Below are 24,572 nucleotides of genomic sequence, written 5' to 3' on the forward strand. Positions count from 1 at the left end.
CCTCTCCACCGGGCGGCATCCACTAGATCACGATAGGCTGATGGGGTGGAACGTCCGGAGTTGTCCATCGCGGTGCTGCGCGATCCCGACGAGACTGTGCTCAAGCTCGCCGGCGAGATCGACATGCTCACAGCGGCCCGGCTTTCCAGCGTCGTCAATGACATCCTGGCCGACGGGCCGGTACGCATCGTTCTCGACATGACTGGCGTCACGTTCTGTGACTCCCAAGGACTCGGCACGATCGTGGTCCTGACCAAGAAGGCAAGCCACTCGCAGAGTGTCCTGCTGCTCACGAACGTCGGCGACTTCCTCCTACGCGTGCTGGACATCACCGGGCTGCGGTCGGCGCTCACCGTCCGGTAGCTGTCCGAAGATCAACAGCCCGCGCAGCGAGTCGGCGAGCCTGGGTGTGATCACCTGGCGGGCGACCATGTGCTCGACGGACGCGTACGGCCCGTGGCGGGCGCGGTCGGACACGATCATCTGCATGAGGTACGCGCTCACGCCCGGTAGCGTCGCGATCACGTAGCTGGGCACGGCGTTGATGTCGACGAGGCCGCCGTCGTCAAACTGTCGCGGCAGGTCCGGCCGGCCGATCAGCAGCTCACGGGCGAGGTCCGGCTTCCAGCGCACGATCTGCAGGGCCTGCTCGCGGCGGGCGGCACGGTTTGGGTCGAGCCGGCGCGCCCTCCGCACCGTCAGCGCGCCGAGGATCGCCGCGTGCACCGTGCCGAAGACCCAGCACACGAACGCTGTGGCGAACCACACCCAGCCGTGTGCCTCGGACAGCTCGGCTTCCGTCTCGCTGACGCTGGGGTCGGTGACGCTCGGGTCGCTGAAGAGTGCGACAAGGGACACCAGCGTGACGAGCAGGTAGAAGGCGGCGGCCGCCGCGTTGGGCCAGCTCCGGCGCCGGATCGCGTAGACGCCGACCACGAGCCAGGCCAGGTAGCCGCAGGTGCCGAAGGTCAGCAGGATCGCGCCGACCAGCCAGATCCACGACCACCAGCGCGAACGCTGACTCTGCCGCGGCTGCACGGGCGGGATCGTCGCGGCCAGCGGGGGCATGCCGAGCCCCGGCGGCTGCGGCACCGGCATCGGACTCCACGGCGCGACCGGCGGCTGGACCGGGACCGGCGGCGGGCTGTCCACCGGCGGAGCCAGCGTGGGATCCGAGCGCAGGATGCGCTGGTGCAGCTGCTGCAGCGGCTCACCCGGCTCGGCGCCGAACTCCTCGACGAAGTACGCCCGGGCGTCCCTGTACGCCGCCAGCGCCTCGGCCTGCCGCCCGGTCCGGTACAGCGCCAGCATCAGGTGGTGGCGCAGCTGCTCGCGCAGCGGGTACTCGGCGACGAGGCGGACCAGCTCGGGCACGAGCGTGGCGTGGTGGCCCAGCGTCAGCTGGATCTCGGCCCACGACTCCAGCGCGCCCGCCCGGCTCTCCGTCAACCGGTCGCGCGCCGCGTCGAACACCGGCCCGGTCAGCCCCGCCAGCGGCTCGGCCCGCCACAGCGCGAGCGCCGCCTCCAGCTCGGCGGACGCCTGCACCAGCAGCCCTTCCGCGCGGGCGGCGGCCGCCTTCCGCACCCGGTCGTGAAACACGTCGGCGTCGAGCGCGCCGGGCTCCAGGGTGAGCGCGTACCCGGCCTCGGTCAGCGTCAGCAGCTGCCACGGCGCGCGCAGCGTGCGCTCCGGCTCGAGCACGCGGCGCAGCCCGGCGACGTACTTCTGCACGACGTTGGTGCCGTTGCCGGGCGGCTCGTCCTGCCAGACCGCGGTGACGATCTGGGCCGCGCTGACCGGCCGGTTGGCGTTGAGCAGCAGCACGGCCAGGACGGCGCGCTGCTTCACCGGGCCGAGCGCTATCTCGTCGTCGCCGTCGAAGGCCCGGACCGAACCCAGGATCTCGAAGCGCTTCAGCTCAGCCTCACCCCGCCTGACCAGGCCATATCGCGAAACGGAGGGCGACCGCAGCGATGCGGCAGCCAACCGCAGCATAACGGCAGCATTCCAGCAGAGCGGGTCTCCAGGCTCTCTTGCGCACCACCCCGCGCATTCGAAAACGCATAGAGAGACTGAGATGAGGCGAAGGATCTTCCTCGCGGTCGCCGCGAGCGCGCTACTGGTCACCGGCTGCCAGGACGTCATCGAAGCCGCCGACCCACCCACGCCGGCGGAGAAGCTCCGGGACGCGGTGCCGGACGGTTCCCAGGGCAGCTTCCGGTACACGATGAAGGAGCTCGAGGGCAACGCGAAGGGTGAGGTCAATCCGAAGGAGAAGCGGATGACCTACACCGCGGTGTTCAAGGACGACAGCATCGGCTTCAGCATGACGATGGCGATCATCGTGATCGACCAGGACGCCTGGACGAAGGTCACGTTCGACAACGCGAAAGACGTCACCGGACTGCCCAAGCTGCCGCCGAAGTGGCTCGCGATCGACACGTCCAAAGTGGACGACCCGGAGGACGTGAGGTACACCCACCCGGACCCGACCGGTGCCGTGGTGCTGTTCGACCACATCGTGGATGCGACGGAGACGTCACAGGGGGCGTTCACGGGCACGGTCGACCTGCAGGCCTCGGCGGAGGTCGAGGTCGTCGACGCCGCCGGGCTCACCGCGTTGGGTGAGAAGGCCAAGGCGGTGCCGTTCGCGGCGGCGGTCGACTCGTCCGGCCGGTTGACGTCGCTCACGCTCGATGTACCCGGTGCGGGCGAGCAGGCCGCCTTCCGGTGGGAGGCGACCTTCAGCGACTACGGCGCCGCGCCGGAGGTGAAGCAACCACCGGCGGCGCAGACGATGCCGGCGCCGCCGGAGGCGTACGACCTGCTGAACAGCTAGCCCCAGCGGGCCTGCTCGAGGAGCGTCACCGCCCTGTCGCGGCCGTCCGGATCGGACGAGCGCAGCAGGACGGTGGCCTCGTCCACGGCCTCGGTCAGCGCCCGCCACTGCGTCTCGCGCTCGCGGACCATCTCGGACTGCGCCTGCAGCTGCTGCGTCTTGATCCAAAGGTCGACGAACACCGACACCTTCGCGCGCAGCACCCAGGGGTCGAACGGCTTGGTCAGGTAGTCGACCGCGCCGACCGAGTACCCCGCAGGGCGAGCTGCGCGTCGCGGTCGGCGGCGGTGAGGAAGATGATCGGGACATGGCGGGTGCGCTCGCGCCGCTTGATGTGGCTGGCCGTCTCGAAGCCGTCCATGTCCGGCATCTGCGCGTCGAGCAGGATGACCGCGAAGTCGTCGACGAGAAGCTGCTTGAGCGCCGCCTCGCCGCTTTCGACCGCGACCGTGTGCACCGGCAGGCCCTGGAGGATGGCTTCGAGCGCGACGAGGTTGTCGCGCCGGTCGTCGACCAGCAGTGCCTTGGCGACACCCATCAGCTGATTACCTCCCGGCCGCCGCCGTTGACCCATGCGGCCATCATCTCGATCAGCTCGTCGAGGTCGACGGGCTTGGTGATGTAGTCACTGGCACCCGCGCCGATGGCCGACTCCTGGTCGCCGGGCATTGCCTTCGCGGTGAGGAAGACCACCGGCAGCTCGGCGAAGCGGTGGTTTCGGCGGATGGCGCGCGTCGTCTCGTAGCCGTCCTGGTCCGGCATCATCGCGTCCATCAGCACGATGTCCACCTCCGGGTGCTCCGCAAGCAACCGTACGCCATCGACCCCGTTGTCCGAGTACAGAACGGTCATGCCGTGCAGCTCCAGGGCGCTGGTCAGGGCGAAGACGTTGCGTACATCGTCATCGATGATCAGCACCGTGGCGCCGTCGAGCTGCCGGGCCGCGGGCGACGCAGGCCGGTCGCTATCGTCCGGCTGGCGCAGCATCGGCAGGTCGGCGAGGGCCGGCAGGTCGGGCAGGTTGGACTTGGCCACCGGCAACGACAGCGGGAGCTGCGTCTGCATCGTGTCGGGCATCAGCACGTCCGGCAGGAGCAGTGTGAACGTGGAGCCGCGTCCGGGCGACGAGGAGACCGTGATCGTGCCGCCGAGCAGCCGGGCCAGATCGCGGCTGATCGACAGGCCCAGGCCGGTGCCGCCGTACCGCCGGCTCGTCGTGCCGTCGGCCTGCTGGAACGCCTCGAAGATGAGGTCGAACTTGTCTTCCGAGATGCCGATGCCGCTGTCCATCACGGTGAACGCGACGAGCGGCCGCGACGAGACCGCCTGCTCCTCGGGTGCCGCCGGCGCGATGGTCAGCGTGACCGCGCCGCTGTCGGTGAACTTCACCGCGTTCGACAGCAGGTTGCGCAGGATCTGCTGGAGCCGCTGAGCGTCCGTGATCACCGCCGCGGGCAGGCCGTCCTCGATGCTGACCGCGAGGTCCAGGCCCTTCTCCTCGGCCTGCGGTGTGAACGCCTGCTCGACGTACGCCTGGACGTCCTGGAGGTGGACCTCGGTGGGCTCGACGTCCATCCGGCCCGCCTCGATCTTGGCCACGTCGAGGATGTCGTCGATCAGCGACAGCAGGTCCGACCCGGCACTGTGGATCGTGCGGGCGAACTCGATCTGCTTGTCGGTCAGGTTGTGCTCCGGGTTGTCGGCGAGCAGCCGGGCCAGCAGGAGCAGCGAGTTGAGCGGGGTACGCAGCTCGTGGCTCATGTTGGCGAGGAACTCCGACTTGTACGCCGAGGCCCGCGTGAGCTGCTGCGCCTTCTCCTCCAGGCCGATCCGGGCGAGCTCGATCTCCCGGTTTTTGGTCTCGATGTTGGCCTTCTGCTCGGACAGCAGCTGCGCCTTGTCCTCCAGCTCGGCGTTGGTGCGCTGCAGCTCCGCCGACTGCTCCTGCAGCTCGTGCGCCAGCCGCTGCGACTGGGAGAGCAGCTCCTCCGTGCGCCGGTTGGCCTGGATCGTGTTGAGCGCGATGCCGATCGTGGAGACGAGCCGCTCCAGGAACGAGATGTGCAGGTCGGAGTAGGCGTTGACCGAGGCGAACTCGATCACACCGAGCATCTCGCCCTCGAAGAGGATCGGCAGCACCACGACGTCGCGCGGCTTGGTCGTGAGCAGGCCCGACCGCAGCGTCAGCGCGCCGGTGGCGTCGGTGCTGACGCGGATCATCCGGCGGGAGACCGCCGCCTGCCCGATCAGCCCTTCGCCGGGGCCGAAGACCACTTCGTTGGTACGCGTGACGTAGCCGTACGACGCGGCGAGGCGCAGCCGGGTGGTGGCCTCGTCGTTGTCGACCAGGAAGAACGCGCCGAGCTGGGCCTCCACCAGCGGGGTGACCTCGCCCATCAGCATGCGGCAGACCTCGCCGAGGTCGCGCTGACCCTGTAGCAGGCCGCCGATGCGGGCGAGGTTGGAGTCGAGCCAGCTCTGCTCGGCGTTCTTGCGGGTGGTCTCCCGCAGGGCCACGATCATCTGGTTGATGTTGTCCTTCAGCTCGGCGACCTCACCCTGGGCCTCGACCGTGATCCGCTGGGTCAGGTCGCCCTTGGTCACCGATGTGGACACCTGCGCGATCGCCCGCAGCTGCGTGGTGAGCGTCGCGGCGAGCTGGTTGACGTTTTCGGTGAGGTCGCGCCAGGTGCCTGAGACGCCCTTCACCCGGGCCAGGCCGCCCAGCTTGCCCTCGATGCCCACCTCCCGGCCGACCCGGGTGATCTCCTCCGCGAACGAGGAGAGCTGGTCCACCATCGTGTTGACGGTGTTCTTCAGCTCCAGGATCTCGCCCTCGGCGTCGACCGTGATCTTCTGAGAGAGGTCGCCCTTTGCCACGGCCGTGGTGACGCTCGCGATGTTTCGCACCTGGCCGGTGAGGTTGGACGCCATGAAGTTGACGTTGTCGGTCAGGTCACGCCAGGTGCCCGCGACGCCCCGCACCTGCGCCTGACCGCCCAGCTTGCCCTCGGTGCCCACCTCGCGGGCCACTCGGGTGACCTCCTCGGCGAACGAGGAGAGCTGGTCCACCATCGTGTTCATGGTGTTCTTCAGCTCCCAGATCTCACCGTGCGCGTCGACGGTGATCTTCTGGGAGAGGTCGCCACGGGCCACGGCGGTGGAGACCTGCGCGATGTTTCGCACCTGGGACGTCAGGTTGGACGCCATGAAGTTGACGTTGTCGGTCAGGTCACGCCACGTGCCCGCGACGCCCCGCACCTGCGCCTGACCGCCCAGCTTGCCCTCGGTGCCCACCTCACGGGCCACGCGCGTCACCTCGTCGGCGAACGACGACAGCTGGTCCACCATCGTGTTCACCGTGTTCTTGAGCTCAAGGATCTCGCCACGCGCGTCCACAGTGATCTTCTGCGACAGGTCGCCCTTCGCGACAGCGGTGGTCACCGAGGCGATGTTTCGCACCTGGGAGGTCAGGTTGGAGGCCATCGAGTTGACGTTGTCGGTGAGGTCGCGCCAGGTGCCGAGTACGCCGGTCACCTGCGCCTGACCGCCCAGCTTGCCCTCGGTGCCCACCTCACGGGCCACGCGCGTCACCTCGTCGGCGAACGAGGAGAGCTGGTCCACCATCGTGTTCACGGTGTTCTTCAGCTCGAGGATCTCGCCACGCGCGTCCACAGTGATCTTCTGCGACAGGTCGCCCTTCGCCACGGCCGTGGAGACCTGGGCGATGTTTCGCACCTGCGCGGTCAGGTTGCCGGCGAGCTGGTTGACGCTCTCGGTCAGGTCGCGCCAGGTGCCGGCGACGCCACGCACCTGCGCCTGACCGCCCAGCTTGCCCTCGGTGCCCACCTCGCGGGCCACCCGGGTGACCTCCTCGGCGAACGAGGAGAGCTGGTCGACCATCGTGTTCATGGTGTTCTTCAGCTCCAGGATCTCGCCCTGGGCGGCCACCGTGATGGTCTGTGAGAGGTCGCCCTTGGCCACCGCCGTGGAGACCTGCGCGATGTTTCGCACCTGCGCGGTCAGGTTGGACGCCATCGAGTTGACGTTGTCGGTGAGGTCTTTCCAGATGCCCGCCACGTTGGGCACCTGGGCCTGACCGCCCAGCTTGCCCTCGGTGCCCACCTCGCGGGCCACGCGGGTGACCTGCTCGGCGAAGGTGCGCAGCGTGTCGGTGAGCGAGTTGATCGTGTGGGCCAGCTCGGCGACCTCGCCCTTGGCCGACACCGTGATCTTCTGGGAGAGGTCTCCGCTGGCGATCGCGGTGGTCACCTGGGAGATCGACCGCACCTGGCTGGTGAGGTTGGACGCCATCGTGTTGACCGAGTCGGTCAGGTCGCGCCAGGTGCCGGCGACGCCGCGCACGTCCGCCTGGCCGCCCAGCGCGCCGTCGGTGCCCACCTCGCGGGCCACGCGCGTCACCTCGTCGGCGAACGACGAGAGCTGGTCGACCATCGTGTTGACCGTGCGGCCGATGCGGAGGAACTCACCGCGCAGCGGCCGGCCGTCGATCTCCAGCGCCATGTGCTGCGAGAGGTCACCGTCCGCGACGGCCACGATGACCCGGGAGATCTCGGTCGTCGGGCGGCCCAGGTCGTCGATGAGGGAGTTGATCGCACGGGCGTGGTCGGCCCAGGCGCCGTCGACACCCTCCTCGTCCAGGCGCTCGGTGAGCCGGCCGTCCCGGCCGACGATCCGGCTGATCTTGCGTACCTCGAGGTTTTGCCGCTCCTGGAGCGCCACAACGTCGTTGAACGCGTCAGCCACCTCGCCGGCGACACCGGCCCGGCGGGGAAGGCGGACCTTCAGATCGCCGCGGCGCACCCGCCGCAGGGCGTCGGCCAGCTCATTGAGAACGGCGGCCTCGTCCGAGGCGGGCCGGGTACTCACCTGCTTTGCCGTGGTCATGCAGTCCTCGCTCACCTTGGGTGGTTCCACACATCATGGCGCGTGGCGTCCGGCAGATGCGAGTGCGCAAACGGGAGTCGCCAGGCTACGGACCTTAGCCACGGTCGTGGACGAGCGCCGGGTGACGGAACGTGAGAGCGCGCGGCTTGGATGAACCCGGCCAGGCGGTAGAGGATGCAAGCGTGTCATCGGAGGTCAGTGGGGCACCCCCGGCGGCGGAGCATGTCCGGCGGGTCCGGCTGCCCGCCGACAGACGTACGCCCGCCGCGGCTCGCGCGGTGGTCCGGTCCGTGCTGGCCGAGGCACACCTGGACGAACTGCTCAACGAGGCGCTCCTGCTCACCACGGAGCTTTCCACGAACGCGGTCGTGCACGCGGGCACGGAGCTGGACATCGAGGTCGTCGCCGGCCCATCCGGGCTGATGGTCACCGTAACGGACTATGTGGCCAGCCCGGTGGAGAGCCTGACAGCGGGCTCGCGCAACAACGAGATAGACATCTCGGATGTCTCCGAGCGCGGGCGTGGCCTGCTGCTCGTCGACCATTTCGCGAGCCGGTGGGGCACGACGCACATGCCGACCGGCAAGGGCGTGTGGTTCCGGCTCGACCGCAAGGACGGGCCGCCCGCGGGTCCCCTTCCCGAGGCACCCGCGCCCACCGCCGGGGCGATCACCGCGCTGCTGCAGATCGCGCCCGAGCCACACGCCGACGACTCGCTCGCCGACTTCGCCGGGCACCTGCTCGCGCGCGTGGCCGAGCTGGTGGGCGCCGCCGGTGGGGCCGTACGGCTCGACCGGGGCGAGGGCAGCGGCGCGCAGGTCCTGGCCCGGTACGGCCGTCAGCCTCGCCCCAGCGCCCGGCTGTTGCGCGTGCCGCTCAACGTCAACCGGCCGTACTCCGGGGAGCTGGAGCTGGACGTCGCGCCCTCGGGGTACGCGGGTCCGCTCGCCGGGCTGGCGGCCGAGCGCCTCGCGCTGCACCTGGAAAACGACCGCCTCCGCGCAGCCGACATGCGCCGGCAGACCTGGCTGACCTTCCTCGCCGAGGCGAGCGAGCTGCTGGCCCAGTCGCTCGACGTCAACCTGACGCTCGCCCTCATCCCCCAGCTCGTGGTCCCGCGTCTCGGCCAGTGGTGCGCGGTGCACACCACCGACGAGTGGGGCCGGCTCCAGCTCGCCGCCGCCACCCACGCCGACGAGGCGGTCCTGCCGCTGCTGCACGCGATGTTCCAGGAGAGCGGGCCGGACGCGCCGATCACCCGGCTCCGGGAAGCCTCCCGCAGCGGCTCGCAGGTGCCGCTCGGCCCGCCGCTGGAGGGCTTTGCCGTGCCGCTCGTCGCCCGCGGGCAGCGCCTCGGCACGCTCTCGGTCGGCCGCCACCAGCGGCACCGGCACGACGCCGAGGAGATCGCCATCCTCGAAGACGTCGCCCGGCGCGCCGCACTCGCCGTCGACAACGCCCGCATCCACGACGAGCGCCGCCGCGTCGCGCACACCCTCCAGCAGTCGCTGCTGCCGCCGGTGCTGCCGGTGGTGAAGGGCATCGGCTTCGCCGCCGAGTACGTGCCGACCGGAGGTGCCGCCGAGGTGGGCGGTGACTTCTACGACGTGGTGCCGCTGCCGGACGAGCGGTGGCTCGTGGTGGTCGGCGACGTCTCCGGCAAGGGCGTGCAGGCCGCTGCCGTCACCGGCCTGGTGCGCGACGTGATCCGGGTGCTGGTCGGCGACGGCAAGCCACTGCCAGAAGCGCTCGGGCGCCTCAACGAGACGCTCGTCGAGCGGGGTGGTGGGCGGTACTGCACCCTCGCGCTCGCCGCTGTCGGCCGCGGCCCGGGAGACCAGCTCGACGTCTCACTGCACCTTGCCGGCCACGACCGGCCGGTCCTGGTCCGCGCGGACGGGCGGGCGTCCTTTGTCGGTACCGGTGGCACCGCGCTCGGCCTGCTCGACTCGATCGCCACGCCGGTCGCCACCGTGGCGCTCCACCCGGGTGACGCGCTTGTCTTCTACACCGACGGCGTCACCGAGCGGCGGCGCGGCCGGGAGCTCTTCGGGCCGGAGCGGCTGCGCGACACCGCGGCACCGCTGGCCGGCTACTCGGCCGACATCGTGGCCGCCCGTCTCCGGGCGACCACGATGGGTTTCTCAACCGAGGACCCCCGGGACGACATCGCCATCCTGGTCCTGCGCAACGAACCCGACGTCTGAGCTCACAGGCCGGGCAGCTGCTCGCGGAGCAGGCGGCCCTGCTCGCGCTGCTCGTCGGTGACGTTGACGAGCTCGTCGGTCTCGCCGACCTGCCGCACCTCGACGACGGCCTCCACGCCCGGCGGGACCGCGGCCTCGAACGGGCAGCGCGAGGCCCACTCGATGGCCTCCTCGCGGGAGCGCACCTGGATCAGATAGAAGCCGGCGATCAGCTCCTTGGCCTCGGCGAACGGGCCGTCCACCACGCTCCGCTTGCCGTCTTTGTAGACCACGCGCGCGCCGGCCGAGCTGGGGTACAAGCCCTCGGCCGCGAGGAGGACGCCCGCCTTGGCCAGGTCCTCGTTGTACTTCAGCATCGCGGAGATGATCTCCTCCGGCGGCTGCGTGATGGCGTCCTTGTCGGCGCCTTCCGGTGCCTCCGGGTCGCCCTTGAGCAGCAGCATGAAACGCATCGTCTGACTCCTTCGCTCGGTCTGGCCAACATTGGCTCTACCAGGGCGTCGAACAGCCTGCAGCCCGATCGACACCGCGGCGAAGAAAAAATCAGGCGCCGAAGAACCTGCCCGGCGCGAGGCGGCCCGCCGGGTCGAAGCGCTCCTTCACCCGGCGCACGAGATCTGGGCTGGCCACCGGACCCCACATGTCGACCGCATCGCGGATCGCGGGTGGCGCGGAGACCACCACACACGAGCCGGCGCGGGCCAGCAGCACGCCGCGCACCGCCTCGAGGACGGCGGCGACCCGGTCGGGATGTGCGCTGCCGGGCAGGGACGCGTGGATCACGCCGGTGCCGGCCGAGCCACGCACCGGCACTGCCTGGCCGGCCGCGTCGCGGATCGCGTAGATGGCGGCGTGCAGGTCGGCCGAAGGCACCGTGACCCGCAGTGCGATGTCGTCCGGACCGAACGGGTAGCGCCCCCACCAGGCCGGCGGCTCGGAGCGGATCGAGGCGTCGCCGCCGAGCAGGTCGGCGACCCGGGTCGAGCGCTCCATCACCTCGGCGGGCTCGCCCTCCAGCAGCACCGCGAGCGTGCCGGGGCCGCGCGGCGCCCGCTGCCGCGGGACCAGGACCGGGCGGCTGGCCGGGAGGTCGAGCTCGACGGCGGCCGTCTGGACCTTGCTGCGGAGCACACCGCGCACCAGGTCATACAGCTCCAACGGGGTCCAGACCGACCGGCGGACCCAGGCCCGGGAGGCGGGCTCGGGAAGCACCTTGACGGTCGCCGAGACGATCACGCCGAGCGCGCCGGACGACCCGCACAGCAGGCGCCCGATGCCCCGGTCGGGCGTGCCCTCGGCGGCCCGGCCCCCGGAGTGGGTGAGGATGCCGGTCGCGCTGACGTAGCTGACCCCGGCGAGCTGGTCGGCCACCGAGCCGTATCGATGGGCCAGCGGGCCGGCCTCGTCGGCGGCGATGATGCCGCCGATCGTCGCGCCGATGGAGGGCCCGTCGAGGGCCAGCCGCCAACCGCCACGGGCGAGCGCCGACTGCGCGGCCCGCAGCGGCGTGCCGGCGCCGATCTCGGCCACGCCCTCGGTGGGCGCGTGGTGCCACACGCCGGCCAGGCGGCCGGTGTCGAGCAGCAGGTCGACGCGGGTGGGGCGGGCGCCCCAGTCGAGCTTGGTCGCGGCGCCGCGGGCCACGACCGCGAGGTCGTGCTCGACGGCGAGGCGCACGATCGCCGCGACACCGTCGATCGTGGGCGGTGCGGCGACCCAGCTGGCGGGCGTGCCTCCGACCGTGTCGGCCGGGCCGGCGAGGCGCGCGAAACGCATGCCGCAGATGTCGACGAGGCTCCGGAAGAGGGCTCCACGGCGCATCGTCATCGAACAAGTGTACGAACAACCGCCGCGCCTACGCCAGCCCTGAGCCCACCCCGCTCCTTCGCCCGGCGCTCGTCCGCCGCCGGGTTCACCACAGCCGGTAACGTGGTCGTACGTGACGACCGATACCGCCTCCGCGACCCCGCCGGTCGCCAAGCGCGTCCCGCTGAGCGCTCCCACCACGGCGACACCGTCGTGGACGAGTACGCGTGGCTCGCCGCCAAGGACGACCCGGACACGATCGCGTACCTCAAGGCGGAGAACGCCTTCACCGAGGCCACGACGGAGCATCTGGCCAGCCTGCGCACGGCGCTGTTCGACGAGACCAAGCGGCGCACCAAGGAGACCGACCTCTCGGTTCCCACGCGCAAGGGCGGCCACTGGTACTACACGCGGACGGTCGAGGGCCAGCAGTACGGCATCCAGTGCCGCCGTGCCGTGCGCGACGGCGAGACCGAGCCGCCCTCCACTGCGGACGGCGCCCCGCTCGACGGCGAGGAGGTGCTGCTCGACGGCAACGCGCTCGCGGAGGGGCACGAGTTCTTCGCGCTCGGCACGTTCGACATCAGCCCCGACGGGCGGTGGCTGGCCTACTCCACCGACTTCGCCGGCGACGAGCGCTTCACGCTCCGGGTCAAGGACCTGAGCACCGGCGAGGTACTGGCCGACGAAGTGCCCGACACGTTCTACGGCAGCGCGTGGTCCGCGGACGGCTCGACGCTGTTCTACCTGACGGTCGACGGGGCGTGGCGGCCGTACCGGGTGTGGCGGCACACGATCGGCACCGCGGCCGCCGACGACGCGGTCGTGTACGAGGAGAGCGACGAGCGCTTCTGGATCGGCGTCGAGCTGACCCGCTCGGAGAAGTTCATCGTGATCGAGGCGCACAGCAAGGTCACGAGCGAGGCGCGGGTCATCCCGGCCAGCAACCCGACCGGCGAGCCGGCCATCATCGCGCCGCGCCGCCAGGGCGTGGAGTACACGATCGAGCACCACGGCCACCGCTTCCTGATCCTGCACAACGACGGCGCGGAAGACTTCGAGCTCGCGTACACGTCGGCGGACGCGCCCGGCGACTGGGCCACGCTGATCCCGCACACTCCCGGCACGCGGCTGGAGGGTGTCGACGCGTTCGCCAACCACCTGGTGGTCTCGCTGCGCAAGGACGGGCTGACCGGGCTGCGCGTGCTGCCGGTGGGCTCGACCGACACGTACGACATCGACTTCCCCGAGCCGATCTACAGCGTGGGCCTTGAGTCCAACCCGGAGTACGGCACCTCGACCGTGCGGCTCCACTACGCCTCGTTCGTGACGCCCGACTCGGTCTACGACTACGACCTTGTCACCCGCACGATGGTGCTGCGCAAGCAGAAGCCCGTGCTCGGCGGCTTCGACCCGGCGGGGTACGAGCAGCACCGCGACTGGGCGCTCGCCGACGACGGCACGCGCGTGCCGATCTCGCTGGTCTGCCGCGCCGGCACGCCCAAGGACGGCACCGCACCGGCCGTCATCTACGGCTACGGCTCGTACGAGGCGAGCATGGACCCGTGGTTTTCGATCCCCCGGCTGTCCCTGCTGGACCGTGGCGTGATCTTCGCGGTCGCGCACATCCGCGGCGGCGGTGAGCTGGGCCGCCGGTGGTACGAAGAGGGCAAGCTGCTGGCCAAGAAAAACACGTTCACCGACTTCGTGGCCTGCGCACGGCACCTGGTCAAGGCCGGCTGGACCGCCACCGACCGGCTCGTCGCGCGCGGCGGCTCGGCGGGCGGCCTGCTGATGGGCGCGGTGGCCAACCTGGCGCCGGACGCGTTCGCCGGTGTGGTGGCGCAGGTGCCCTTCGTGGACGCGCTCAACTCGATCCTCGACCCGTCGCTGCCGCTCACGGTCACCGAGTGGGAGGAGTGGGGTAACCCGCTCGACGACCCCGAGGTGTACGCGTACATGAAGTCGTACACGCCGTACGAGAACGTGTCCGCTGTGGACTATCCGGCGATCTTGGCCGTGACCAGCCTCAACGACACGCGGGTGCTCTACCACGAGCCGGCGAAGTGGATCGCGCGCCTGCGTGCCACGGCGCCGTCCGGCGAGTACCTGCTGAAGACCGAGATGGGCGCCGGCCATGGCGGTCCGAGCGGCCGGTACGACGCCTGGAAGGAAGAGGCGTTCGTCGCCGCCTGGATCCTGGACCGCCTGGGACGGGCGTAGCGGCAGCCGGGGCCACGAAAGGCTAGATGCGGGCGGGGCCGCCCGGGAGGGCGGCCAGCTCGGACCAGACGGCGTCGTCCACCGGGATGCCGTCGCGCACCCGGGCGGCGCGGGTGGCCGCCTCCAGCTCGCCGGGGACGGCGACCGGCGCGGCGGCGGCCGCGAGCAGGCCGCAGAAGCGCTCGGCGTGCTGCCGGAACTCGTCCACCGGCCGGAAGGCCGCCACGTCGACCGCGACGATGACCGTGCCGCCCGCCTGTCCGGCCTCGTCACCGGGTGGGGTGGCCTGCGTGGCGCCGGAGAGCAGGCCGCCGACGACTCCGATCATGAAGGCGAGGCCGGTGTCGGCGTCGATCTCGGCGACCAGCGGCGGCCGGCCGGCGGCGCGGGGTGCGGCCCAGGCCAGCGGGCGGGCGTGCCGCAGCGCGATGCCCACCGCGCCCTCGGACGCGAGAGTGCGCACGCAGGCGGCGAGCCGGCCCACCTCGCCGCAGTTGCCGACGGTCGCGCTGGCCACGCCGTACTGCCTGGCGAGCCGCCGCACATGCTCGACGGCCGAACGGGTGGCGAGCTCGCCGAACCCGCGGCGGCCGTCCACCACCGCGGCCGCGGCGCGCACGCCGCCGAGTCGCGGGACGGCCCTGGGGTCGATCGCACCCTCGTTGATCAACTGGAGGTATCGCACGAGGCGGCGAACCCCGAACTCCTCGTGGCCGGCCAGGTCGGCCTCGACGAGGGCAGCCGCCACGGTCTCGGCACCCGATCGCGACGCACCGGCCGCGAGCAGCACCTTGGTGGCGATCGCGACCAGGTCGTGGGCGTGGACCACCGTCATGTATCCCCCGGGCAGCCGCGTTCCACCGGACGGAACACACATCCATAGAGCTGTGTCACATTATGGGCGTCGGCGCGGAAGCCGTAAACCCGGACAGGTCACGATATGGCGGCTATCAACAGTTGTGGATCGACGTTGCCGCCCGACACCACGGCCACTGTGCGCCCGGCCGGCAGCTCGTCGGCGTGGAAGAGGCGCGCGGCCGCGGTCACCGCCCCGGTCGGCTCGACCACGAGCCGGGCTTCCCGCACGATCCGGGTCATCGCCGCGCGGATCTCGTCTTCGGTCACCGTGACGATGCGGTCGAGCCGCTCACGCAGGTGGGCGAAGGTCAGCTCGGAGAGGTTGACCCGCACCCCGTCCGCCACCGTGCGGTAGTTGAGCTCGGTCGGCCAGGCCACCAGCTCCCCCTTGGCAAGTGACTCCTGCGCGTCGGCTGCCAGCTCGGGCTCGACGCCGACGACCTTCGCGTGCGGCAGCAGCGCGGTGATCGCCGCGGAAACCCCGGAGGCGAGGCCGCCGCCGCCCACCGGCACCAGCACCACGTCGACGTCCGGCAGGTCCTCGGCGATCTCCAGCCCGACGGTCCCCTGGCCGGCGATCACGTCCCGGTGGTCGTACGGCGGGATCAGCGCCAGACCGTCCTTCGCCGCCCGCTCCTGCGCCACGTCGAGGCGCTCCGGCGGCGGCACCAGCACCACCTCGGCACCGAGCGCGCGTACCTGGTCGACCTTCACCGCCGGCGCCACGTCCGGGATCACCACGACGCAGGGCGCGCCGGCGCGGCGGGCGGCGTACGCCAGGGCCTGCCCGTGGTTGCCCGACGAGTGCGTGATCACCCCGCGGGCCCGCTGCTCGTCGGTGAGCCGCGCCACCGCGTTCGTGGCGCCGCGGAGCTTGAACGAGCCGACCGGCTGGAGGCTCTCGGGCTTGAGCCACAGGCCGTCGTCCCAGCGCGTGGGCAGGAGCGGCGTGCGGAGGGCCACGCCGGCGATGTTGCGGGCGGCGGCGCGGACATCGTCCAGGGAGGTCAACTGCATGGCGTCAAGGGTGCCTTATCACGAAGCCACCTTCGGCACACCGGACAAAAGCCTAGAATCACCCAATGGAAGAACCACCGGACGGCGAGTCGGGTCGCGGTGCGCGCGTCGCCGTGCTCATCGGCGCCGCGATCGTGCTGGTCTCGCTGTGCTGCTGCGCGGCCGCGGTCGCGGGGGTGGTGACCTGGGGTGACGACGCCTACCGCTGGTTCACCAACGAGCGGGGTGACACCGTGGCCGTCGGCCAGGCCGGGCGGGACGGCGCGTTCGAGTTCACGGTGTCCCGCATCGACTGCGGCGTCTCCCAGATCGGAGACTCGTTCGTCAACCAGTCGGCCGTCGGCCAGTTCTGCCTGGCCGAGATGACCATCCACAACGTGGGCAAACGCCCGGCCACGTTCGCCGACGCCCTCCAGCGGGGATACGGGCCGGACGGCGACCGGTACGCGCCGGACAGCGCCGCCGGAATCCTCGCCAACTCCGAGCAGCAGCTCTTCCAGAACCAGATCAATCCGGGCAACCGGGTGACCGGAGTCGTCGTGTACGACATACCGCCCGACAGCCACATCGCCGAGCTTGAGCTGCACGAGTCGGAGGACACCGCCGGCCTGCGGGTGAAGGCGTAAACGCCGGTTGGGCGACCCTGTCCTGCGCGCGCACCGCTGGTGGAGTACCTTCGTCCCCGTACAGGAGGTAGCGAATGTCCTTGACGGTGAGCACGGTCCAGCACGGCGACACATTCGTCGTGACGGTTGCGGGTGAGCTCGACATGGGCACGGCGCCGCAGTTGCAGGACCAGATCACGGACCTGCTCGACAAGGGGCGCAGCCGGCTGGTCTTTGACCTCGCCGACCTCTCCTTCTGCGACTCGACCGGGCTGTCGGTCTTCGTCCGCGCGAAAAACAACTGCGACGAGGCGGGCGGCATCTTCCGGCTCGCCGCGCCGCAGCGTGGTGTTCTCCGGATCCTCGAGGTCAGCGGTCTCGTCGAGGTGCTGGAGACCTACCCCACGGTCGAGGAGGCCAGGACGGCGGGCGCCGCCGCACCCGCCGCCGACTGAGCCTTCTGGTTCGTTCGCTCGTGCGGCGCTCAAGGCGACGTCTTCCTCCGCCGCCCCGAAAACCCCGACTTCGTCGGCGGGGCGGCTCCGTCCAGACGCCGCCGCGCCAACTCGCTCACTCACGCCTTAGGTGACCTTGAGACGCTCGGCGTCCGCCGACGCGTCGTCGGGCTGCTCCTGCGACGCCCGCTCCGCGCGCACGCGCGCGTGGTAGTGCTCGACCTCCCGGTCCACCCGCTCCGGCGACCACCCGAGCACGCCGGCCATCAGCTCCGCGGCGGGGCGCGCGGCCGCGTCGCCACGATCGAAAACCTCGATCGAGATCCGGGTACGGCGCGTGAGCACATCCTCCAGCCGCAACGCTCCCTCGTGGCTCGCCGCGTACACCACCTCGGCCCGCACGTAGTCGTCCGCCCCTTCCAGCGGCTCGCCCAGCTTGTGGTCCGCGTCGATCAGGTCGAAGACCTCGTCGGCGAGCGTGCCGTACCGGCTCAGCAGGTGCTCGACCCGCGCCACGTGCAGGCCGTGCTTCTGGGCGAGCGCACGGCGCTGGTTCCAGCGGGCGGCGAAGCCCTCCGCGCCGAGAAGCGGGATCTTGTCGGTCACCGAGGGCGGCGCTCCCCCACCCATGCCGTCGACGGCCGCGTCCACCGCGTCCGCCGCCATCACCCGATACGTGGTGAACTTGCCCCCGCCACCACCACCAGCCCGGGTGACGGGCTGCCCACGACGTGCTCGCGGGACAGCTTCGAAGTCAGCTCCGACTCGCCGGACAGCAGCGGGCGGAGCCCGGCGTACACGCCCTGGACGTCCTCCCGCGTGACCGGGGTGACGAGCACGCGGTTGACGTGTTCCAGCAGGTAGTCGATGTCTTTGCGGGTCGCCGCCGGATGCGCCTTGTCCAGGCGCCAGTCGGTGTCGGTGGTACCGATGATCCAGTGCCGTCCCCAGGGGATCACGAAGAGCACGCTCGTCTCGGTGCGCAGGATCAGCCCGGTGGTCGAGCGGATCCGGTCCCGGGGCACCACCAGGTGGATGCCCTTGGACGCCCGCACGTGAAACTGTCCCCGCTCGCCCACCAGCGCCTGCGTGTCGTCGGTCCACACGCCGGTCGCATTGATCACCTGGCGAGCGCGCACCTCGATCTCGCGGCCGCCCTCCTCGTCGAGCACGCGTACGCCAGCGATGCGGTCGCCCTCACGGACGAAGCCGGTGACCGCGGCCCGGGACGCGACGTGCGCGCCATAGCTGGCCGCGGTCCGCACCAGAAACTCGGTGAACCGCGCGTCGTCCACCTGCGCGTCGTAGTACCGCAGCGCGCCGATGAGCGAGTCCTTGCGCAGGCCGGGTGCCGCACGCAGCGCGCCCCGGCGGGTCAGGTGCCGGTGCCGGGGCAGGCCGCGCGCGCTGCCGCTGGACAGGGACAGCGTGTCGTAGAGCATGACGCCGGCGCCGGCGTACACGCGCTCCCACGCGTGGTGCTTCAACGGATAGAGGAACGCGACCGGCCGCACCAGATGCGGCGCGAGGCGCTGCAGGAGCAGCCCGCGCTCCCGCAACGCCTCCCGTACCAGCGCGAAGTCGAGCATCTCCAGGTAGCGCAGGCCACCGTGGATCAGCTTGCTGGATCGGCTGGATGTGCCGCTGGCCCAGTCCCGCGCTTCGAGGAGCCCGACGGTGAGGCCGCGGGTGACGGCGTCCAGCGCGGCTCCCGCGCCGACCACACCGCCACCCACGACGACCACGTCCAGCTCGCGCCCGTCGCCCATCGTGTCGAGCGCCCGCGTCCTGGCCTGTGGCGAAAGGGCGGTCATACGTCCACCCAATCCAGGGTCCGCTGCACCGCCTTCTTCCACTTGGCGTACCCCTCGTCGCGCTGCTCGTCCGACCAGGTGGGCGACCAGCGCTCGCTCTCGTTCCAGTTCTGGCGCAGCTCGTCGGTGTTCTTCCAGAAGCCGGTCGCGAGCCCCGCCGCGTACGCGGCGCCGAGCGCGGTGGTCTCCGCCACCACGGGACGGCTCACCGGCACGCCGAGGATGTCGGCCTGCAGCTGCATGCAGAGCTTGTTGGCGGTGACGCCACCGTCCACTTTGAGCACGTCGAGGTGCACGCCGGAGTCCTGCTCCATCGCCACCGCGACGTCGCGGCTCTGGTAGCAGATCGCCTCCAGGGTCGCGCGGGCCAGGTGGGCGTTCGTGTTGTACCGGGAGAGGCCGACGATCGCGCCGCGCGCGTCGGACCGCCAGTACGGTGCGAACAGGCCTGAGAAGGCCGGTACGAAGTAGACGCCCCCGTTGTCCTCGACCTGTGCGGCCAGCGCCTCGCTCTGCGCCGCGCCGCTGATGATGCCGAGCTGGTCGCGCAGCCACTGCACGGCCGAGCCGGTCACCGCGATCGAGCCCTCCAGCGCGTACACCGCGGGTGCGTCGCCGAGCTTGTAACAGACGGTCGTGAGCAGGCCGGACTTCGAGCGCACCAGCGAGGTACCGGTGTTGAGCAGCATGAAGTTGCCGGTGCCGTAGGTGTTCTTCGCCTCGCCCTCGGAGAAGCAGACCTGACCCACCGTCGCGGCCTGCTGGTCACCGAGGTCGGCGGTGAGCGGGACCTCGCCGCCGAGCGGGCCGTTCGGGAGGGTCACCCCGTACCGGCTGGGGTCGGACGAGGGGCGGATCTGCGGGAGCATCGCGCGCGGGATGTTGAAGAACGACAGCAGCTCGTCGTCCCAGTCCAGCGTCTCCAGGTTCATCAGCATGGTGCGGCTGGCGTTTGTGACGTCGGTGACGTGCACTCCGCCGTCGACACCGCCGGTGAGGTTCCACAGCAGCCACGTGTCGGTGTTGCCGAAGATGGCCTCGCCGCTTTCCGCCGCGGCGCGTACCCCGTCGACGTTCTCCAGGATCCACTGGATCTTGCCGCCGGAGAAGTAGGTGGCCGGCGGCAGGCCGGCCTTCTGCCGGATCACGTCGCCCCGACCGTCGCGGTCGAGCGCCGCGGCGATCTGGTCGGTGCGCGTGTCCTGCCAGACGATCGCGTTGTAGTAGGGGCGGCCGGTGCGCCGGTTCCACACGACGGACGTCTCGCGCTGGTTGGTGATGCCGAGTGCGGCGAGGTCGGAGGCGCTGAGGCCGCGGCTGTTCATGGCGGTGCGGACAACCGCCGTCGTTCGCTCCCAGATCTCCAGCGGGTTGTGCTCGACCCAGCCGGCCTTGGGCAGGATCTGCTCGTGCTCCAACTGGTGGCGCCCGACCTCGTTGCCACCGTGGTCGAAGATCATGAATCTGGTACTTGTCGTGCCCTGGTCCACCGCGCCGACGAAGTCAGCCATTCTCGTTCTCCTTCGCTGTCTCTTACTGCCTCGCCTGGACGGTCTCCGGCTCTGCCTGTGTCGGGATGCGACCGGGCTCGGGCGGGCCTTCCTTGGGGAGGAACCGGCCGATGAGCAGCTGGTACAGCCCCGCACCGCCCAAGCCGCCCAGGAGCGGCCCGACGATCGGCACCCAGAAGTAGAGGTCGTTGTTCTGATCGCGGAAGGCTGTTCCGTACCCCGTGAGGAAGGATGCCAGCCGCGGCCCGAAGTCACGGGCAGGGTTGATGGCGTATCCGGCGTTGGTGCCCCACGCCATGCCGATGCCGACCACCAGCAGGCCGATGACGACCGGGGCGAGGTTGGCCGCGGGCGTGTTCTGCCTCAGGTCGGTTAGGGCGAGGATCACGAAGAGCAGGATCGCAGTACCGATGATCTGGTCGCGGAATCCGCCCCACATGTCGACCGGGAGGGAGCCGTTGCCGGGGAGGGTGGAGAAGACGCCCTGTGACTTGATGGTGTGGCCGGGGTCGAACGCGCCGAGGACTTCGGTGTAGTTCCAGCGCACGATCAGCGCGGCCACGAACGCGCCGAGCGTCTGCGCCGCCGTGTAGGGCAGGACCTTGCGCCACTCGAAGCCTTTGAAGACCGCGAGGGCGAGGGTCACCGCCGGATTGAGGTGGGCGCCGCTGATCCGGGCAGCGACGTAGACGCCGAGCGTGACGCCGAGGCCCCACGCCCACGCGATGCTGTCGTGGTCACCGATGCCGCCCGCGACGACCTGCGCCACCACCCCCACTCCGAAGAGGATGAGGATCATCGTGCCCGCGAACTCCGCTGCCAGCTCGCCGAGGAGTCCCGGGAGTCTCATGCGCTGTGCCATGTTTCCTCCTCGTACCCGGGTTGTTACGAAGCGCCACGGTAGGGACGCCTAGCGCCCCGGTCAACGAACCCCGGTCGGCATTGTCGAACACTGTTGCTCCAGGCAGAACGGAGTTAGCATGCGGCCGTGCCCGGACAGGTACAGTCCATCGCCCGCGCCGCCGCCATCCTCCGGCTGCTCGCCGGGGGCTCGGGGCGACTCGGGTTGCTTGAGATCGCCCGCGCGCTGGACCTGCCGAAGGGCACCGCGCACGGCATCGTCCGGACGCTCCAGGACGTGGGGTTCGTCGAGCAGGACAAGACGTCCGGGAAGTACCAGCTCGGTGCGGCGCTGCTGCACCTCGGCACCAGCTACCTCGACGTCAACGAGCTGCGCTCCCGCTCGATCAACTGGGCCGACCCGCTCGCCGCCCGCAGTGGCGAGGCCGTACGGATCGGCACGCTGCTGGACAGCAAGGTGCTGGTCGTGCACCACGTCTTCCGTCCCGACGACACACTCCAGACGCTCGACGTGGGCGCGCTGCTGCCACCGCACGCCACCGCGCTGGGCAAGGTGCTGCTGGCGTACCAGGCCGGCGTCAGTGCCGCTCCACCAGCGCAGTCACATGGCGGCGGTTACGACGATCTGGCGCCCTACACCCGGCGCACGCTCGCCACCCCACGCGCGCTCGCACGGGCGCTGGCCGCGATCCGCGAGGCGGGGTGGGCCTCGGACATCGAGGAGATGACCGTCGGCGAAGCCAGCATCGCCGCACCCATCAGGGGTACGGCGGGCTGGTCGTCGGCGCCATCGGTATCTCCGGACCGGTCGAGCGGGTCTGCGACGCGCACGGCCAGCCGCGGGTCTCCCTCGTGACGCAGGTTCGCGAGGCTGCCCGTGCCGTATCCCGTGACCTTGGAGGGCGGGGTCTGTGAACGGTCGCTACGTCATCTCCATCGACCAGGGCACCACGTCGACGCGGTGCATCGTCTTCGACCACCGGGGCCAGCTCGTCTCGGTCGACCAGCGTGAACACGCGCAGCACTTCCCCGCCCCGGCTGGGTCGAGCACGACGCCATGGAGATCTGGCGCAACGTGGAGAGGGTCGTGCCCCGGGCGCTGTCCCGCGGCGGCATCGACGCCAGCCAGATCGCCGCGATCGGCATCGCAAACCAGCGTGAGACCACTGTGGTGTGGGATCGCCGCACCGGGGTGCCCGTCGCCCCCGCGATCGTCTGGCAGGACACCCGCACGGACGCGCTGGTCGAGGAGCTGTCGCGCACCGCGGGCGCCGACGAGGTACAGCGGCGGTGCGGGCTGCCGCTCGCCACGTACTTCACCGGTCCCAAGCTGCGCTGGCTGCTCGACCACACCCCGGGCCTGCGCGGGCGTGCCGAACGCGGCGAGGTCCTCTTCGGCACGATGGAGAGCTGGCTGATCTGGAACCTCACCGGCGAGCACCTCACCGACGTCACGAACGCCAGCCGCACGATGCTCATGGACCTGGCGACGCTCGACTGGCATCCGGACTCGCTGGACTTCTTCGGCATCCCGCCGGCGATCCTGCCGGAGATCCGCTCGTCGGCCGGCGTCTTCGGCACGGTGCGCACGGTCCTGCCCGGCGTACGGCTCGCCGCCGCCCTGGGCGACCAGCAGGCCGCGCTCTTCGGCCAGACCTGCTTCACGCCGGGCGAGGCCAAGTGCACGTACGGGACGGGGAGCTTCCTGCTGCTCAACACCGGTACCGGCCCGGTCCGCTCGCAGCACGGCCTGCTCACCACGGTCGGCTACCGCATCGAGGGGCAGCCGGCCGTGTACGCGCTGGAAGGCTCGATCGCCATCACCGGCTCGCTGGTGCAGTGGTTTCGCGACGGGCTGGGCATCATCAACACCGCGCCGGAGATCGAGACGCTCGCCCGTACCGTCGACGACAACGGCGGGTGCTACATCGTGCCTGCGTTCTCCGGCCTCTTCGCGCCACACTGGCGCAGCGAGGCGCGGGGCGTGATCGTGGGGCTGACCTCGTACATCACAAAGGGACACCTGGCCCGCGCCGTGCTGGAGGCCACGGGCTGGCAGACCCGCGAGGTGGTCGACGCGATGGACGCCGACTCGGGCCTCGCGCTCACCACCCTCAAGGTCGACGGCGGCATGACCTCCGACAACCTCCTGATGCAGTTCCTGGCCGACGTGCTCGACGTGCCCGTGGTACGCCCGATGGTCGCCGAGACGGTCTCACTCGGCGCCGCCTACGCGGCCGGGCTCGCCGTCGGCTACTGGCCGGACCTCGAGGGCCTGCGGCGAAACTGGCACCGCGCGGCACAGTGGCTGCCCGATGTGGACCCCCAGTGGCGCAAGACCGAGTACGACAACTGGCGCCGCGCTGTGGAACGCACCTTCGGCTGGATCCAGCCCCACTAGCCCTTGCCCGCGCTTGGCCTTGCCCGGTTGATGCCTTGCCCCGTTGATCAGGGACTTTGTGGGTGGACACGCCGGCCGACTCGCCCACCAACTCCCTGATCAACCGCCGCCGGGGAGGCGTCGTGAGGCGCGGGGTCGATAGCGTGGATCTGTGGATCTTCGGGGCATAGAGGTGCGGGATCACCTGGAGGGATCGCGGCTGGGGCAGCTCATGGGGCTCTTCGCCGCCGGGTGGTGGACTGAGGACCGGGTGGCGGAGGATGTGGCGGCGATGCTCGCGGCGTCCGACCTTGTCTTCGCGCTCGTGCACCGCCCCGACGACCGGCTCGTCGGGTTTGCCCGCGTGCTGACCGACGGCGTCTACCTGGCCCTGGTGCTCGACGTGCTCGTAGCGCCGGACGCGCGCGGCTCGGGCGTCGGGGCCATGCTGATGGACGCCGTCGTGCGGCATCCGCGCCTGGCGCGCGTCCGGAGTGTCGAGCTTGTCTGCCAGCCGGAGCTCTTCGGGTTTTACCGGCGGTGGGGCTTTACCGAGCAGGTCGGTCGCTCGACGCTGATGCGCCTCACTCGGTCTTCGTGACGGTCGAGGCGGTCACCGTGCCTTCCGCGTCGGCGCCGCCCTCCACGCTCACCTTGTCGCCCGCCTTGAGGTCCTTGAGCTTGCCCGGCACGCTGACGGACGTGTCGCCGTCGGTCCGCACAGTGACCACCTCGCCCGAGGCCGTCTCGATGTAGACGGTGGTGCCGTCGACCAGCTTCACCGTGCCGGTGGTCGCCTCGGCGCTCTGGCCGCTGGCGCTCGGCGCGCCCTGCCCGGTCTGTGCGCCGCCGCCCGGGAACCCCTCCGGAAAGCCGCCCTGGCCGCGGTAGCCACCCGGGCCGCCGCCGGGACCCGCGGCGGCGGGCGTCTCGCCGTAGGCCTTCTGCACCTCGACGCCCGCCACGAAGCCGCCGACCAGCAGCAGCGCCAGGCCGAACACGATGGTCCACCTGTTCCACCAGCGGCGGCTCGCGGCCGCGGCCAGCTCGGTGTCCAATGTGGATGCGGTCAACACGGGCTCCCG

The 24,572-nt window shown here is 70.9% G+C and carries 15 protein-coding genes and 5 pseudogenes; 9 read left to right on the plus strand and 11 right to left on the minus strand.

Annotated elements, in window-relative coordinates; genetic code table 11:
* The first annotated feature begins 45 nt into the window (after window positions 1-45).
* Entirely contained in the window at window positions 46-363 is a 318-nt protein-coding gene (locus Phou_RS16815) for an STAS domain-containing protein (RefSeq protein ID WP_173056887.1), read from the plus strand.
* Here the strand turns inward: Phou_RS16815 and Phou_RS16820 are convergent.
* Window positions 313-1,998, minus strand: a complete 1,686-nt coding sequence (locus Phou_RS16820; protein WP_173056888.1) for an AfsR/SARP family transcriptional regulator — start codon at window positions 1,996-1,998, stop codon at window positions 313-315. The genes Phou_RS16815 and Phou_RS16820 overlap by 51 nt on opposite strands.
* Before the next feature lie 82 nt (window positions 1,999-2,080).
* Between Phou_RS16820 and Phou_RS16825 the strand changes: the two genes are divergently transcribed.
* A complete protein-coding gene (locus tag Phou_RS16825) occupies window positions 2,081-2,842 on the plus strand; it encodes a hypothetical protein (protein ID WP_173056889.1) in 762 nt (253 codons plus the stop codon).
* Here Phou_RS16825 and Phou_RS16830 read toward each other — a convergent pair.
* Together Phou_RS16830 and Phou_RS16835 are read right to left on the minus strand one after the other, a co-directional pair.
* Window positions 2,839-3,383, minus strand: a pseudogene (locus tag Phou_RS16830) (response regulator). The gene Phou_RS16825 and the pseudogene Phou_RS16830 sit on opposite strands and share 4 nt — an antisense overlap.
* Complete coding sequence (locus tag Phou_RS16835; protein ID WP_173056890.1) at window positions 3,380-7,750, minus strand: HAMP domain-containing protein; 4,371 nt, start codon at window positions 7,748-7,750, stop codon at window positions 3,380-3,382. The pseudogene Phou_RS16830 and the gene Phou_RS16835 overlap by 4 nt, the downstream one beginning before the upstream one ends.
* 182 nt (window positions 7,751-7,932) lie before the next feature.
* Here Phou_RS16835 and Phou_RS16840 point away from each other — a divergent pair, with 182 nt between their 5' ends.
* The gene (locus Phou_RS16840; RefSeq protein WP_173056891.1) at window positions 7,933-9,957 is read left to right on the plus strand and encodes a SpoIIE family protein phosphatase; all 2,025 of its coding nucleotides are present in this window, start codon (window positions 7,933-7,935) and stop codon (window positions 9,955-9,957) included.
* A 2-nt stretch (window positions 9,958-9,959) separates the two neighbouring features.
* On the opposite strand, the gene Phou_RS16845 is transcribed toward Phou_RS16840, so the two are convergent.
* Both Phou_RS16845 and Phou_RS16850 read right to left on the minus strand, forming a co-directional pair.
* Entirely contained in the window at window positions 9,960-10,409 is a 450-nt protein-coding gene (locus Phou_RS16845; protein WP_173056892.1) for a YciI family protein, read from the minus strand.
* 91 nt (window positions 10,410-10,500) lie between these two features.
* Window positions 10,501-11,784 (minus strand): FAD-binding oxidoreductase, encoded by a 1,284-nt coding sequence (locus tag Phou_RS16850; RefSeq protein ID WP_173056893.1) that lies wholly within the window; start codon window positions 11,782-11,784, stop codon window positions 10,501-10,503.
* A gap of 112 nt (window positions 11,785-11,896) precedes the next feature.
* Between Phou_RS16850 and Phou_RS16855 the strand changes: the two are divergent.
* Window positions 11,897-13,986, plus strand: a pseudogene (locus Phou_RS16855) (S9 family peptidase).
* A gap of 22 nt (window positions 13,987-14,008) precedes the next feature.
* On the opposite strand, the gene Phou_RS16860 reads toward Phou_RS16855, so the two are convergent.
* A complete protein-coding gene (locus Phou_RS16860; protein WP_173056895.1) occupies window positions 14,009-14,821 on the minus strand; it encodes an Ldh family oxidoreductase in 813 nt (270 codons plus the stop codon).
* A 98-nt stretch (window positions 14,822-14,919) separates the two neighbouring features.
* Window positions 14,920-15,861, minus strand: a complete 942-nt coding sequence (locus Phou_RS16865; protein WP_173056896.1) for a threonine ammonia-lyase — start codon at window positions 15,859-15,861, stop codon at window positions 14,920-14,922.
* Between the two features lie 65 nt (window positions 15,862-15,926).
* On the opposite strand from Phou_RS16865, the gene Phou_RS16870 reads away from it, so the two are divergent.
* Together Phou_RS16870 and Phou_RS16875 are read left to right on the plus strand one after the other, a co-directional pair.
* Window positions 15,927-16,487 carry a DUF4352 domain-containing protein gene (locus tag Phou_RS16870; RefSeq protein ID WP_173056897.1) on the plus strand — a complete coding sequence of 187 codons (561 nt, stop codon included), beginning with the start codon at window positions 15,927-15,929 and terminating at the stop codon, window positions 16,485-16,487.
* A 74-nt stretch (window positions 16,488-16,561) separates the two neighbouring features.
* Complete coding sequence (locus Phou_RS16875; RefSeq protein WP_173056898.1) at window positions 16,562-16,921, plus strand: STAS domain-containing protein; 360 nt, start codon at window positions 16,562-16,564, stop codon at window positions 16,919-16,921.
* 126 nt (window positions 16,922-17,047) lie between these two features.
* Here Phou_RS16875 and Phou_RS16880 read toward each other — a convergent pair.
* The 3 genes and pseudogenes from Phou_RS16880 to Phou_RS16890 form a co-directional block, all read right to left on the minus strand.
* A pseudogene (locus Phou_RS16880) lies at window positions 17,048-18,735 on the minus strand (glycerol-3-phosphate dehydrogenase/oxidase).
* Window positions 18,732-20,246 (minus strand): glycerol kinase GlpK, encoded by a 1,515-nt coding sequence (glpK, locus tag Phou_RS16885; RefSeq protein ID WP_173056899.1) that lies wholly within the window; start codon window positions 20,244-20,246, stop codon window positions 18,732-18,734. The pseudogene Phou_RS16880 and the gene glpK (Phou_RS16885) overlap by 4 nt, the downstream one beginning before the upstream one ends.
* Before the next feature lie 22 nt (window positions 20,247-20,268).
* Window positions 20,269-21,108: an MIP/aquaporin family protein gene (locus tag Phou_RS16890; RefSeq protein WP_173056900.1), complete on the minus strand. Its 840-nt coding sequence runs from the start codon at window positions 21,106-21,108 to the stop codon at window positions 20,269-20,271.
* 126 nt (window positions 21,109-21,234) lie between these two features.
* Here Phou_RS16890 and Phou_RS16895 point away from each other — a divergent pair.
* The 3 genes and pseudogenes from Phou_RS16895 to Phou_RS16905 all read left to right on the plus strand — a co-directional run bounded on the left by Phou_RS16895 (window position 21,235) and on the right by Phou_RS16905 (window position 24,088).
* Window positions 21,235-22,022, plus strand: a pseudogene (locus Phou_RS16895) (IclR family transcriptional regulator).
* Window positions 22,019-23,508: pseudogene (glpK, locus tag Phou_RS16900) on the plus strand (glycerol kinase GlpK). The pseudogenes Phou_RS16895 and glpK (Phou_RS16900) overlap by 4 nt, the downstream one beginning before the upstream one ends.
* 151 nt (window positions 23,509-23,659) lie before the next feature.
* On the plus strand, window positions 23,660-24,088 hold the full coding sequence (locus Phou_RS16905; protein ID WP_173056901.1) for a GNAT family N-acetyltransferase: 429 nt from the start codon (window positions 23,660-23,662) through the stop codon (window positions 24,086-24,088).
* Here the strand turns inward: Phou_RS16905 and Phou_RS16910 are convergent.
* Window positions 24,072-24,563, minus strand: a complete 492-nt coding sequence (locus Phou_RS16910; protein ID WP_371872187.1) for a hypothetical protein — start codon at window positions 24,561-24,563, stop codon at window positions 24,072-24,074. The genes Phou_RS16905 and Phou_RS16910 overlap by 17 nt on opposite strands.
* Between the last annotated feature and the right edge of the window lie 9 nt (window positions 24,564-24,572).

This window comes from Phytohabitans houttuyneae (genome assembly GCF_011764425.1).
GTDB classification, from domain to species: domain Bacteria; phylum Actinomycetota; class Actinomycetes; order Mycobacteriales; family Micromonosporaceae; genus Phytohabitans; species Phytohabitans houttuyneae.

Bases quoted from the DNA above. Each gene is read 5' to 3' on its own strand.
- Phou_RS16820 (WP_173056888.1), bottom strand. From the start codon at position 1,998: ATGCTGCGGTTGGCTGCCGCATCGCTGCGGTCGCCCTCCGTTTCGCGA.
- Phou_RS16825 (WP_173056889.1), top strand. From the start codon at position 2,081: ATGAGGCGAAGGATCTTCCTCGCGGTCGCCGCGAGCGCGCTACTGGTC.
- Phou_RS16835 (WP_173056890.1), bottom strand. From the start codon at position 7,750: ATGACCACGGCAAAGCAGGTGAGTACCCGGCCCGCCTCGGACGAGGCC.
- Phou_RS16845 (WP_173056892.1), bottom strand. From the start codon at position 10,409: ATGCGTTTCATGCTGCTGCTCAAGGGCGACCCGGAGGCACCGGAAGGC.
- Phou_RS16850 (WP_173056893.1), bottom strand. From the start codon at position 11,784: ATGACGATGCGCCGTGGAGCCCTCTTCCGGAGCCTCGTCGACATCTGC.
- Phou_RS16860 (WP_173056895.1), bottom strand. From the start codon at position 14,821: ATGACGGTGGTCCACGCCCACGACCTGGTCGCGATCGCCACCAAGGTG.
- Phou_RS16865 (WP_173056896.1), bottom strand. From the start codon at position 15,861: ATGCAGTTGACCTCCCTGGACGATGTCCGCGCCGCCGCCCGCAACATC.
- Phou_RS16870 (WP_173056897.1), top strand. From the start codon at position 15,927: ATGGAAGAACCACCGGACGGCGAGTCGGGTCGCGGTGCGCGCGTCGCC.
- Phou_RS16875 (WP_173056898.1), top strand. From the start codon at position 16,562: ATGTCCTTGACGGTGAGCACGGTCCAGCACGGCGACACATTCGTCGTG.
- glpK (WP_173056899.1), bottom strand. From the start codon at position 20,246: ATGGCTGACTTCGTCGGCGCGGTGGACCAGGGCACGACAAGTACCAGA.
- Phou_RS16890 (WP_173056900.1), bottom strand. From the start codon at position 21,108: ATGGCACAGCGCATGAGACTCCCGGGACTCCTCGGCGAGCTGGCAGCG.